At 42.6% G+C, this 11,246-nt stretch carries 12 protein-coding genes; 11 read left to right on the top strand and 1 reads right to left on the bottom strand.

The features are described from left to right. Positions 1-43: 43 nt before the first annotated feature. From G601_RS27485 to G601_RS0120375, 11 genes are all read left to right on the top strand, one after another. Positions 44-307, top strand: a complete 264-nt coding sequence (locus tag G601_RS27485; protein ID WP_026493413.1) for an acyltransferase family protein — start codon at positions 44-46, stop codon at positions 305-307. Positions 308-466: 159 nt separating this feature from the next. Next, the gene (locus tag G601_RS26350) at positions 467-631 is read left to right on the top strand and encodes a hypothetical protein (protein ID WP_155834588.1); all 165 of its coding nucleotides are present in this window, start codon (positions 467-469) and stop codon (positions 629-631) included. A gap of 50 nt (positions 632-681) precedes the next feature. Beyond that, positions 682-1,314 (top strand): HD domain-containing protein, encoded by a 633-nt coding sequence (locus tag G601_RS24410; RefSeq protein ID WP_051206120.1) that lies wholly within the window; start codon positions 682-684, stop codon positions 1,312-1,314. 62 nt (positions 1,315-1,376) lie between these two features. After that, positions 1,377-2,213: an ATP-dependent sacrificial sulfur transferase LarE gene (gene larE, locus G601_RS0120410; RefSeq protein ID WP_242834461.1), complete on the top strand. Its 837-nt coding sequence runs from the start codon at positions 1,377-1,379 to the stop codon at positions 2,211-2,213. A 59-nt stretch (positions 2,214-2,272) separates the two neighbouring features. Continuing rightward, positions 2,273-2,713, top strand: a complete 441-nt coding sequence (locus G601_RS0120405) for a LytTR family DNA-binding domain-containing protein (RefSeq protein ID WP_026493415.1) — start codon at positions 2,273-2,275, stop codon at positions 2,711-2,713. Further along, positions 2,714-3,181: a DUF3021 family protein gene (locus G601_RS0120400; RefSeq protein ID WP_026493416.1), complete on the top strand. Its 468-nt coding sequence runs from the start codon at positions 2,714-2,716 to the stop codon at positions 3,179-3,181. A 136-nt stretch (positions 3,182-3,317) separates the two neighbouring features. Further along, a complete protein-coding gene (locus tag G601_RS0120395; protein ID WP_026666442.1) occupies positions 3,318-4,037 on the top strand; it encodes an ABC transporter ATP-binding protein in 720 nt (239 codons plus the stop codon). 1 nt (position 4,038) lies between these two features. Continuing rightward, positions 4,039-4,827 (top strand): ABC transporter permease subunit, encoded by a 789-nt coding sequence (locus tag G601_RS0120390; RefSeq protein ID WP_026493418.1) that lies wholly within the window; start codon positions 4,039-4,041, stop codon positions 4,825-4,827. Between the two features lie 171 nt (positions 4,828-4,998). Then, entirely contained in the window at positions 4,999-6,501 is a 1,503-nt protein-coding gene (locus G601_RS0120385) for an alanine/glycine:cation symporter family protein (protein ID WP_026666441.1), read from the top strand. Between the two features lie 118 nt (positions 6,502-6,619). Then, the gene (locus tag G601_RS0120380) at positions 6,620-8,059 is read left to right on the top strand and encodes an MBOAT family O-acyltransferase (RefSeq protein ID WP_026666440.1); all 1,440 of its coding nucleotides are present in this window, start codon (positions 6,620-6,622) and stop codon (positions 8,057-8,059) included. Continuing rightward, a complete protein-coding gene (locus G601_RS0120375; RefSeq protein ID WP_026666439.1) occupies positions 8,059-9,531 on the top strand; it encodes a hypothetical protein in 1,473 nt (490 codons plus the stop codon). Before G601_RS0120380 ends, G601_RS0120375 begins: the two co-directional genes overlap by 1 nt. Before the next feature lie 117 nt (positions 9,532-9,648). On the opposite strand, the gene G601_RS0120370 is transcribed toward G601_RS0120375, so the two are convergent. Then, a complete protein-coding gene (locus tag G601_RS0120370; RefSeq protein WP_026666438.1) occupies positions 9,649-11,094 on the bottom strand; it encodes an APC family permease in 1,446 nt (481 codons plus the stop codon). Positions 11,095-11,246 lie beyond the last annotated feature (152 nt).

Genomic DNA, 11,246 nt, shown 5'->3' with positions numbered 1-11,246 from the left:
TGTTGATTAGTATTAGCTGTTGACAAATAGGGTGTGAACAACTATGAGCGAAGCGAAAAAGAAGTATAGGATCGAACTGATCGACATCACGAAAGCGATAACGATTATTCTCGTGATACTTGGGCATACAACCGGTAACCTGGATACACCCATGTATAGGCGCTTGCTATATACCTTTCACATGCCGCTATTCTTTTTTCTGTCTGGCATGTCTACTAAACCGGGAGCGCTCCTGTTATGCGCTGTCATTGAAAGATATGTCCCTCAGCTTTTGGGACAGTTCCCACGATATCCGGATAAGGTTTGAACTGGATTTAAAAGAGGCATTCTTTATAGAGTGTCTCTTTTTATTATGCGGAAATGCTTGATTGTAAGTCGCTTAGTTGATGGGTATAATAATGAAATATTGAAAGTAGTGGATCAGAAATATAAATTAGAGGTATGAAAAAATGGGAGAGTATGAGAAATGTCACTTGAAAAAAGCGTACTGGACATAGATAAGATGAGCACAATTCTCCATGATGAATATGGGCTCCATCTTATTAACAATAAAAATCTGGCGTTAGGTTCAGCTAACTGCTACAAGGTTCATTGCAAAGAAGGGGATTTAGAGGCTCTGACAAGGCCTTGACCATGCCCCTGGGGCAGACATTACATTAAAAATAAAAACGGAGGAATAAAATGTATCCGACAAAAGAAAAGGCAGAAGAATTACTTATAGATGCGGAAAAGAGTAATCCCGGAAAGTGGGTGGACCACAGTAGAATCACAGCACACTGCGCTGAGAAAATTGCACAGTATAGCGGACTTGAAACGGAGAAAGCCTATGTCCTTGGACTACTTCATGATATTGGAAGAAAGTTTGGAGTGTTTCATTTAAAGCACGTATCCGAAGGCTATAAGTATATGCTGTCCCTTGGATATGATGATGTGGCGAGAATATGCCTGACACACTCCTTCAATCTGGACAGGATTGAGGCGTATGTCGGTAACTTTGACACATCGGAAGAAGATACGGAAATGATTCGGGTTAAGCTAAAGGAAACCACTCAGGATGATTATGATAAGCTGATCCAGCTCTGTGATGCGATCGCAGGGGCAGAAGGAATCATGGATATCATAGACAGGATGAATGATGTGAAAAGCCGCTACGGTGCATACGATCCTGATAAGTGGCAGACTAATCTTGATCTTAAGGATTACTTCGAAAAAAAGATGGGAATGGACATCTATACAGCAGTAGATAAGGAGCACTACACTCTTAATCCTGATCAGTACTTTGATAAGGTCTTCAAATTTATAGGCTCCTTGTAATTTTCCAGGGTGCATGTTTTCATATAATTATAGAAAGTTATACAAGCACAGAAGGGAATGACATGAATCAGAAATTGATGACAGAAGATTTACAGCAAAAGCTTGATAAACTAAAGGACTACATTAAAAATCTCGGCTCCCTTGCAGTTGGCTTTTCAGCAGGAGTTGATTCGACCTTTCTACTTACGGTTGCCCATGAGGTGCTGGGAGACCGTGCACTTGCTGTCACTACAGTTGATGCGGCGCTTCCAAAGCGCGAGCTTAAAGAAGCGAAGGAGTTCTGTGAACAGCGCGGAATAAGGCATGTAGTCTGTGTTGTTGACCCTTTGAAAATAGAGGAATACAGGAAAAACTCACCGGACAGATGCTATTTTTGTAAGCGCAGCTTTTTTTCAGAAATCCAAAAGGTTGCTAAAGAAAACGGAATAGAATATGTGGCTGAGGGCTCAAACATGGATGACCTGGGTGATTATCGCCCCGGTCTTAAAGCTGTTTCTGAGCTTAAGATTCAGAGTCCCTTAAGGGAGGCTGGACTATATAAGGCTGACATCCGCACAATTTCCAAGGCTATGGGCCTTCCGACCTGGAGTAAGCCAGCTTATGCCTGCCTTGCAAGCCGCTTTGTCTATGGCGAAGAGATCACCGAGGAAAAGCTTCACATGATCGATAAGGCGGAGCAGTTCCTTATAGAGAACGGTTTTTATGAAGAGCGTGTGAGAATGCACGGGAACCTTGCAAGAATAGAAGTGCCTGCTAAGGACATCTCACGTCTTGCTGAAAAGGGAATGCGCGAAGCAGTTTATGAAAAATTTAAGGAAATAGGCTTTCTATATGTTACACTTGATATAGGTGGATATCGTATGGGAAGTATGAATGCCACTTTGAAGGACAAAGCATGATCTAAAAATCATGGAAAATAAAGTATGAAAATTGATGGGGATCAAACATATTACCTGCCATGAAAATTGACATTCAGAAAATTGACTCGGGAGAGGACAGTGTAGTCATCCGCTACAAGGAACTCACCCGGGATCTTAATAGAATAATCGGAATACTTCAGGGAGCTGACGATAAGCTCTGGGGCAAAAGTGACACGGGAAGCGAACTTATCAAACTGGAAGAGATACTTTATATCGAATCTGTTGATGATAAGCTCTTTGCATATACAGGGAACAAGGTTCTTAAGATTGACGGAACACTTAATTCTTTCATGACAGATTTTGATGATGGAACCTTTTTCAGATGCAGCAAAGCAATGGTCATAAATGTCAACAGAGTGGAGGCCCTAAAGAGCCTTTCTTCAAACAGGATTGATGCCACAATTGAGGGTGGAGAGCATATCATCATATCAAGAAGATATGCCTCGGATTTTAGAAGAATGCTAAGGGGGGATAGGTAAATGAAGGACAACAAAAAGGTTACCCTGTGGGAGCTGTATCTCACAAAGGAAATTGGAATTGAGTTCAAGGCATGCCTGTATTTCTTCTCCATTCTGTTTTATTACTGTGTATACAGGATGATAGGCGGCATCTTTGATGCTAGTATTCTGCACATGACGGAGATGATCTTTACCTGCTACTTCATCGGCTACATCCAGGTGTACCTGCTATGGAATTTCGATGAGGCAGATCAGATGGGAGTAAAAGAGATTTGCGGAATGCTTCTGTGTACGGCATTGTACTGTGCGGTTGCCCACTTTGGAAGCTGGTTTGATAAAAATCTCTTAGTGCTTTTGATATTTGCGGTATATATTCTGATCGTGTATATCTGCGTGTTCTTTATCTATAAATCAAAGCGCAGAATAGATGATAAAAGACTTAACGAAGACCTCAGACTTTTCCAGACTGAGCACAAAAAAAGTGAATGATAGAGGTGAAATAGTGCATCTTACGGGAACATGTATTGTTCCCGTTTTTTATTTTTGTTATGAATAAATTACAGAGAGTAAGAAAACAAAAAACTGCTCCAAGTGAAGACCAGATAACATAACAAGAGGAGGCACTATGAAAGAAAACGTAATAGAGATCAGAAATCTTACAAAGAGCTATGGGAAAAGCAGAGGAGTCATCGATGTATCCCTGAGCGTAAAGGCGGGAGATATTTTCGGATTCCTTGGACCAAACGGCGCAGGTAAATCCACCACCATCCGTTCCATGCTTAGATTCCTTAAGATAAATTCCGGAGACATAAAAATCCTTGGTATGGACAGCGTAAGAGACCATGAAAGGATACTAAAGGAGGTTGGCTACATGCCATCGGAAGCCTGGTTCTATGATTCCATGAAGGTAGGCGACGTAATAAAATATGCGGCTGATGTGAGAGGTGGAGATTATTCTAAGGAGGCTGAAAAAATCTGCGAGAGACTAAAGCTTGATACCGGCAAAAGAATAAAGCAGCTTTCACTTGGTAACAGGAAAAAGGTCAGCATCGTATGTGCAATGCAGCATAAGCCAAAGATCTTTATATTTGATGAGCCAACCAGCGGTTTGGATCCCCTTATTCAGAAAAAGTTCTTCGAGCTTATAAACGAATATGTGGATGAGGGAGCGACCTGCCTGCTTTCAACCCATGTTTTATCAGAGGTTGATAAGTACTGCAGGACTGCTGCGATAATGCGTGAGGGAAGACTTACAATGCTGGATACACCTCACATTGATGATGAGACCTTCCTTAGCTTTTATGAGGATGAGGCCACGACGGATAGTTTGTTGAAGGAGGCATAAAATGAGATCAGTTTTAAAAAGAGAACTTATTATAAATTTTAAAAATCTTATGATTTGGAGTTTATCCGTTGGAGCCATGGGACTTGCCTGCATACTCCTGTATCAGAGCATGGAGGGAGACATGAAAGAGATGGCGGATGCATTTTCAAACATGGGAGCATTTTCGGATGCCTTTGGAATGAGCACCCTTAGCATAGCAACCCTGAAAGGCTATTTCGCTACGGAGATAGGTGCTGTACACGGACTTGGAAGCGGTATGTTCGCAGCGATTCTGGCCATAAGCATTATTTCCAAGGAAGAGGAAGGGCATTCTGGAGAGTTCCTGTTTTCGCTTCCCTTATCAAGAACGGAGATCCTTGCAGCAAAGGCACTTTGCATCGCTATTATGCTGGTGGCGTTTACAGTGATATGTACTGCATTTTATGCCATTGGATTTATGATGCTTGACGAGGCAATTCCTGAAGAGTTCTACACCTTCATGATGAGGCAGCTTCTTATGAATGCTGAGATCGCGGGCATATGCTTTGGCCTCTCATCCCTTGCGGGCAAGAACAGAATCGGGCTGGGACTTGGAATGGCACTGATGTTCTATGCCTATGATGTGATGGGAAGAGTTATCCCTGATATGAAGGACTATCTGTTTGTGGGACCATATTCATTTGCCAACGCTTCGGAGATTTTCATAGGAGAGGATACTCCGGTAAAAGCTATTGCTCTTGCAGTAGTGGTGCTGGTTTTGGGGGTATCCTACGGCTTCTGGAATTACAACAGAAGAGATCTTGCGAGCTGATTTGATTGATGTAATGCATTAAAACTTTACAAATGTATTGCGCTAAAGTGCAAAGTCTGATATTATACTGACAAGAACAAGGGTGTTCCATACAAAATTCCATGGAACGCCCGTTTTTTGTTTCATTGTGAATACCTTTGAAATAAAACACATCATATATCAGGAGGAGATATGGGTAACTTTTTGTCAGTTGTCGAAAACGTAAACAATGCTGTAAATGGTTTTGTATGGGGACTCCCCATGCTGATTCTGCTGGTTGGATGCGGAATTCTTATGACATGTCTTACTAAGTTTTTCCAGGTGTCACATTTTTCGCATTGGATCAAGAACACTGTTGGCGGCATTTTCAAGGATGATCATGTCACAGCTCACACAGGAAAAGAGGATACACAGATTTCTCAGTTCCAGAGCCTTTGTACAGCTCTTGCAGCAACAATCGGAACAGGTAACATCGCAGGTGTTGCAGCAGCTATTGCAGCAGGTGGCCCCGGTGCTATTTTCTGGATGTGGGTGGTTGCTTTCTTTGGAATGATGACCAACTTCTCTGAAAATGTATTAGGTATTTATTATAGAAGAAGAAATGAGAGAAACGAGTGGTGCGGTGGTGCCATGTACTATCTTAGCGACGGACTTGGAGCAAAGAAGGGCTGCAAGCAGATTGGCAGCGTTCTGGCTGTTCTTTTCAGTATCTTCTGCGTACTTGCTTCATTTGGTATCGGTAACATGGGTCAGATCAATTCCATAGCTGTTAACATGAATTCAGCCTTTGGTGTACCTCATTTTGTAACCGGCTTTATCCTCATGGTTCTCGCAGGACTTGTAATTGTCGGCGGACTTAAGAGAATTGCAGCAGTAACAGAGAGACTGGTTCCCTTCATGGCAGTTATCTACGTGATTGGTGCGCTTATCGTCTGCATCGTCAATATCGGACAGTTTGGCAATGTTTTTGCTTCAATTATAAAAGGTGCTTTCGGATTTAGAGCAGTTGGAGGCGGTATCGTTGGTAGCGGAATCGCCATGGCTGTTCAGTGGGGTATGAAGAGAGGAGTATTCTCCAACGAAGCAGGTCTTGGTTCATCAGTTATGGTTCACTCAAGCTCTAACGTTAGAGAGCCTGTAATCCAGGGTATGTGGGGAATCTTCGAGGTTTTCGCAGACACAATGGTAGTTTGCACCATAACAGCCTTCTCGATTTTATCAAGCGGACTTGTTGATCTTAATACAGGAAAAGTTTTATCCGAGCAGGTTTCAACAGCCCTCGTTGCAGAAGCCTTCTCAACAGTATTCGGCAAATTCGGCTCTGCATTTATTGCAGTAGCTATTCTGTTCTTCGCATTTTCAACAGTACTTGGCTGGAGCCAGTATGGTAGCAAGGGATTTGAGTATCTCTTCGGAAGAAAGAACAGCAAGTTCTACAAGATTGTTTTCGTATTCTTCGTAATCATCGGAGCTACAATGGATCTTACACTTGCATGGGATCTCTCAGATACCTTCAACGGAATGATGGCTATACCTAACCTTATCGGTGTCATCGCTCTCAGCGGAACAGTTATGAAAATCACAAAGAACTATGTAGACAGAAAGATACTTGGTAAGGATGTCAGGCCTATGCTTTCAGCAATCGCTGAGGTCCAGGAGATTCACGAGAAGGAAGTCATCGAGAAAATCTCTTAAAAATTAAGTTAAAGTCAGACAATACGGAAACCATCTTTATGATATTATTGTAAAGATGGTTTTCTTTTTCATTAAATGAAAGCATTTGAAGAAAAATTAATGCATTGAGGGAATGCTTATGATCTACATTTCGCTAAAATACTATGCATTGGTGCTGGTCGCACTTTTGCTCTACTATATTTTTCCTGTGAAGAAGCGCTGGCTTGTGCTTCTTGCAGGGAACATCGCGTTCTATGCCGCCTTTTATAAGACCGGTTGGTGGATTTTCCTTGGGACGATAATTTTCAGCTACGCAGTCACGCTCCTGATGGATAAGCTTTTTACGAAGATGAGAAAAGCAGTATTCATTGCAGGAATTCTTGGCGTCACACTTCCATGGCTTGTTTTGAAAAACAGCAATTTCATAGTAGATGAGCTTTTGGGCAGGGATTCCATCCAGTGGATCGTGCCCCTCGGAATTTCCTTTTACACCTTGCAGATTATCGGTTACATGGCTGATGTTTACATGAAAAGGATATCTCCTGAAAAAAACATCGCAAAGTATATTCTCTTTGTAAGCTACTTCCCACAACTGATCCAGGGACCTATTCCCAGATATGGGCAGCTTCAGCACCAGCTGGTGGATGGGAACAGATTCGACGAGGAGAAGATAGTAAAGGGCTTTCAGCGCATCGTCTGGGGCTTTTTCCTTAAACTTGTTATCGCAGATAAGGCAGCGGTAATCGTAAATACAGTATTTGACAACTATCCCGCATATTCCGGAGCATATATATGGCTTGCTTCATTTTTATACAGCATTCAGCTCTACGCGGACTTCCTTGCGTGTACCACACTTGCGAGAGGGGTAAGCGGGCTGTTTGGTATTGAGCTTATGCAGAACTTCGAGCGTCCTTACTATGCACTGTCGATCAAGGACTTCTGGAGAAGATGGCACATATCCCTCAGTACCTGGCTTAGAGACTACATCTATATTCCCCTTGGAGGAAACAGGAAGGGAAAAGCAAGGAAGTACATAAATCTTCTTATCACCTTTTTTATCAGTGGAATGTGGCATGGAGCAGGCTTCAAGTTTCTGGTATGGGGAATTATTCACGCGGTTTATCAGATCATCGGTGAGCTCACCTATGACCTTAGAGAGAAGCTTTATGATATCTGCGGAATTCGTCCGGATTCCAAAAAGAAGAAGTGGATAAAGCTAACCGGAAACTTCCTACTCGTTAACTTTGCATGGATCATTTTCAGAGCAAATACCCTGAGGAAGGGCACACAGCTCATCTATAACATGGTGACTGAGTTCAATCCCTGGGTACTTCTAAACAACAGACTTTTCACTCTTGGTCTTGCCTGGAAGGAGATGCTGATCCTCGGAATCGGAATCTACATCCTTCACAAGGTTGGCGTATATCAGGAAGAGGGCAGGTCAGTGGGAGACCGCATTTTTGACCAGCCACTTATTATCAGATGGGGAGTTTATCTTACTGCCATTGTTGGAATTATACTGTTTGGCACCTATGGCTTTGGCTTTGATGCGCAGGATTTTATTTACGGAGGATTTTAATGAAAAAGCACTGCACATTTGCAATCAGGGTCGTAATATTTGCTTTGCTATCATGCGTGGTCATCACTTTAGTTAATTATGTTATAACCCCGAAAAAATATATTGAGGATCTGTGGCCCACAACCACCACATTTAAGGGCTTTTATAAGATGGACAGGGATTCAATTGACGTCCTTTTCCTTGGAAGTTCCCATGCGGCAGCAGCTTTTAATCCTCAGGTAATCTATGATAAATACGGAATCACAAGCTACAATCTCGCCAGTGAGCAGCAGAACCTGGTGGTATCCTACTACTGGCTCAAGGAGGCACTCAGATATCAAAAGCCCACGGCAGTTGTACTTGATACATATATGCTTTACACCTTTGAGCCCTCGGAGCCCTTGAACACATCCGAGGCCTTCACCAGAATGGCCATGGATGCCATGAAGTGGTCAGGCGTCAAGTGGGAAGCGATTCACGATATATGTAGACTTGATACCTCACAGACCGTCAATAGCTTCATTTTCCAGAATGTGAGATTCCACAACAGATGGATGGATCTTAATGAAAATGATTTTGAATTCATAAGCTATGAGAACCACTACGAACTGAAGGGCTTCTCGGCACTTAGTCAGAAAGGAACCTCGGATTCAGAGTTTGAGCCCATTCTTGTCAGTAACTTGGAAGCTTACGCAGAACCTGAGGAGCTGATGATGCAGTACCTTGATAAGATAGTAATACTGTGTGAGGACAATGACATAGACCTTATCCTTACTAAGACACCTTCTGAGAGCTGGGATGAAAACAGACACAATACCATTCAGGAATATGCCAATACACATAACGTTGATTTCTGTGACTTTAACGAATACATCGCCTATGAAGGCTCGGAATTCGATTTTGCCAAGGATATGAACGACAACTGGCACACCAATATCTGGGGAGCCAAGAGAGTATCCAAATATATTGCGGGGCTTTTGCAGGAGGATTACGCAGTGGAGGGTGAGCACTACGACGCTCAGTACGCAAGTACGGAGGATTATTACCAGCACGTTCTCACCGACTGTAAGATCAGTAATATCAAGGATATAAATGAGTATGTGGAAGAGATAGACCATCCGAGATACACAGTACTTGTGGCGGCTAAAACAGATATGACCTTCTGTGCGACAGACGAGGTCAAAAAGGCTTTCCACAAGCTTGGATTTGATCTTACTTCAGATGAATATGACGGCTATTATGCAGTAAAAAATGATGAGGAAGTAAGCCAGGATTCAGGACAGGATATTCTTCATTTTGTAGGCAGTGCCAGAAACAACCTCGTAGACTACTCAATCACTTCCAAAGGCTATTACGCCGGAAATGACTGCTCAATCAAAATAGATGACGTCGAATATGCAAAGCAGGGTGAGGGAATAAATATCGTCATATATTGCAACGACACCCGAAGAGTCATCGACTCCGTTGTCTACGATGGCACAATGAATCGATAAATGATACATAAAAATAAGCCTTCCCTTTTGGGAAAGGCTTATTTGTTTTATAAAATCACTGCGGAGCCGTAAACAAACATTTCCGCATGGATGATTATTATATTCTGGCCGTCATGTTTACGCAGCCTTTTTATTGGATACGCTCTTGCTCTTTTCGTTCTTGGCAATGATAGGAAGGATTACTCCAAGTGCTGTAAGAACGAGAGGAGTGATTACGTTAAGAGCGAATGTGAAGGGATCATCATCGTACATACCGAGGATGCAGCTTCCTGCTGTTACGAGGAAGCACCAGCCACCGAAGAACAGTGCAACGCCCTGGTTCTTAACGAAACGATACTCTGCAGGGAACTTGTCGCCGGCCTTACGAAGAGCCATGTAAGCGAAGAATACCCAGAGGTAACGAAGAGGCATGCATACTGAGTTAAGCTTTGTGAGCTGCTTAAGTACTGCTGCAGCGCCGGGTACGAATGACTGGATAAGGATGATTGAACCTGAAAGAATAGCAACCATCTTGATACCGTTTACATAAGCACCTGCGTCGTTTTTCTTAAGAAGACCTGTAGGGATGAACTCTCTGGCGTCTTCGTTGTCAAGAAGCATACGAAGAGGAGCATCGATACTAAGTACAAGTGTTGAAAGCTGACCGATCATGTTACATACAGCATAGATGATAAGAAGTGAATCACCTACGTGGTAGTAGTTACCGAGCTTCTGGAATGCCCAGTAGCTTCCGTTTGAGTTGTAAGCGTTGAAGCTCTCTGTGGAAGCATTGATCTCAGCGGGATCGAACATCATACCCATTGAGATTGTTCCAAGGATAGCACATACAACTACCATGATAGCAAGTGTGATCATGGACTTAGGGAAGCCCTTGCTGGGATTCTCTACCTTATTAACATAAGGAGAGATCTTCTCACATCCGCCAACTGCGAATACGAGGATTGAAAGTGATGTGAAATACTTAACATCAAAGTTAGGAATAAGGCTCTTTGCAGTGAAATCCATTGATACAAAACCTGCACCGGGATTGATGGCAGGAGCTGCAAACATCATAAGGATGTAAAGGATTGACATAACGAACATACTTGTTCCTGCGATAGTAGCGAGCTTCTTAAGAGGGTTAAGACCTCTTGATGCAACCCAGCAGAATATAAGAAGAATTGCAAAGGTTGCAAGCTGTACAGCAAGAGTAGGGAATGTGTCATAAGTCTCACCATTTCTGAAAACGGCCCAGCTAAGTGCCTTAAGACCGCCTGAAGACTTAGATGCAATGTAAGTGATGTGGCATGCCCAGTAAGTCCAACCTGCATAGTATGCAAGCTTGGGACCTGTAGTGCTGCGGATCCATGAGCTTACACCGCCGCCTGATGTCTTGAATGCTGAACCCAGCTCACCTACCATAAGTGCGTAGGGAATAAAGTAAAGTGCAAACATGAGTATCCAGCTGAAAATAACCTGAATACCATTGAAATAAACGAAACCGTTAAGAACGTTTCCGAATCCCCAAACTGTGGAGAACGCAATAAACGCAAGTGTGCTCCACTTCATACGTTTTGAATCCATTTTTAAGATACCTCCTAATTACTAAAACTTCTTTTTATAAAATAGATTCGCTTTAAGCGCAACTTTTATATTTTAATGCATAAAAGCGCAAAAGTCACGAACTAATTTAAGCATATTTTGTGCATATTAGAGCGTAAATTATGTAAACGTAA

The sequence above is a fragment of the Butyrivibrio sp. FC2001 genome, from assembly GCF_000424125.1.
Lineage (GTDB): Bacteria > Bacillota > Clostridia > Lachnospirales > Lachnospiraceae > Butyrivibrio.
Note: the sequence above shows the minus strand (reverse complement) of the source record. Positions and strands in the feature narration are given on the sequence as shown.

Bases quoted from the DNA above. Each gene is read 5' to 3' on its own strand.
- G601_RS24410 (WP_051206120.1), top strand. From the start codon at position 682: ATGTATCCGACAAAAGAAAAGGCAGAAGAATTACTTATAGATGCGGAA.
- G601_RS0120405 (WP_026493415.1), top strand. From the start codon at position 2,273: ATGAAAATTGACATTCAGAAAATTGACTCGGGAGAGGACAGTGTAGTC.
- G601_RS0120395 (WP_026666442.1), top strand. From the start codon at position 3,318: ATGAAAGAAAACGTAATAGAGATCAGAAATCTTACAAAGAGCTATGGG.
- G601_RS26350 (WP_155834588.1), top strand. From the start codon at position 467: ATGTCACTTGAAAAAAGCGTACTGGACATAGATAAGATGAGCACAATT.
- G601_RS27485 (WP_026493413.1), top strand. From the start codon at position 44: ATGAGCGAAGCGAAAAAGAAGTATAGGATCGAACTGATCGACATCACG.
- G601_RS0120390 (WP_026493418.1), top strand. From the start codon at position 4,039: ATGAGATCAGTTTTAAAAAGAGAACTTATTATAAATTTTAAAAATCTT.
- G601_RS0120385 (WP_026666441.1), top strand. From the start codon at position 4,999: ATGGGTAACTTTTTGTCAGTTGTCGAAAACGTAAACAATGCTGTAAAT.
- G601_RS0120380 (WP_026666440.1), top strand. From the start codon at position 6,620: ATGATCTACATTTCGCTAAAATACTATGCATTGGTGCTGGTCGCACTT.
- G601_RS0120370 (WP_026666438.1), bottom strand. From the start codon at position 11,094: ATGGATTCAAAACGTATGAAGTGGAGCACACTTGCGTTTATTGCGTTC.
- G601_RS0120400 (WP_026493416.1), top strand. From the start codon at position 2,714: ATGAAGGACAACAAAAAGGTTACCCTGTGGGAGCTGTATCTCACAAAG.
- larE (WP_242834461.1), top strand. From the start codon at position 1,377: ATGAATCAGAAATTGATGACAGAAGATTTACAGCAAAAGCTTGATAAA.
- G601_RS0120375 (WP_026666439.1), top strand. From the start codon at position 8,059: ATGAAAAAGCACTGCACATTTGCAATCAGGGTCGTAATATTTGCTTTG.